1 protein-coding gene is annotated in these 687 nt (G+C 44.5%); it reads right to left on the bottom strand.

Going from position 1 to position 687, the window contains the following annotated elements; translation table 11 throughout:
• Positions 1–248: 248 nt before the first annotated feature.
• Positions 249–437 (bottom strand): hypothetical protein, encoded by a 189-nt coding sequence (locus STRDD11_RS13200; protein ID WP_128837675.1) that lies wholly within the window; start codon positions 435–437, stop codon positions 249–251.
• Between the last annotated feature and the right edge of the window lie 250 nt (positions 438–687).

Below are 687 nucleotides of genomic sequence, written 5' to 3'. Positions count from 1 at the left end.
CTTTTATACTTCCGACTCCGCCGAATCACCTGCAGCTTGAAGTTAGGATCAGCCGGCATATTTTCTGCAATGGGCTCGCCGCAGGCCGGGCAGATGGCATAGTCGGCCTCGTAGTCAAACAGCTGGTGCCGGCATTTTGCTTTTTTCATATTCATTCTCTCTTTACTTTTCCAAAAACCCGAATATCAAGCGGTTGATATTCGGGTTTCTTGTCTTTTACTGGCTAACTTGGTCTTATAAACCACTTATCACCAGTCAACACCATGGTATCTGAGCATCCGCTTGCTGACCCGCATGCCATTGTACTGAATCTGCGAAATCCAGCGGTATTTGTCAATCAAATCTTTGGAGACCATGAAGAAAAGTTCTTGAGGCATGACTCCCAGACTTGACAGGACATAGCTGTCTACTCCTGTAATTACTAAAGTAATTGACATCCCGTTCTTCAACAGCAATTCCTAATATAAATATACACCGAAAACCCTTTCATGTCAACGGTATTCTATTATATCAAAGCAGAACAAGTAAAAAAACAGGTCTCCCTGTCTTTTCTAATCAAGTTTTGCCAATGTCCTTTTCAATGGCTTGCGGCTCTGCATCAATGGGCATCGCCATTCCAGATAGAGTTTTGACAATGACATAGTCCACCCGGGTCAGACTCCTGAGATCCCGGCCTCCCGCATAGGA

It is taken from the genome of Streptococcus sp. DD11, assembly GCF_001578865.1.
Classification (GTDB): Bacteria; Bacillota; Bacilli; order Lactobacillales; family Streptococcaceae; genus Streptococcus; species Streptococcus panodentis.
The sequence above is the reverse complement of the archived record's forward strand: the minus strand, read 5'-3'. Positions and strand labels throughout refer to the sequence as shown.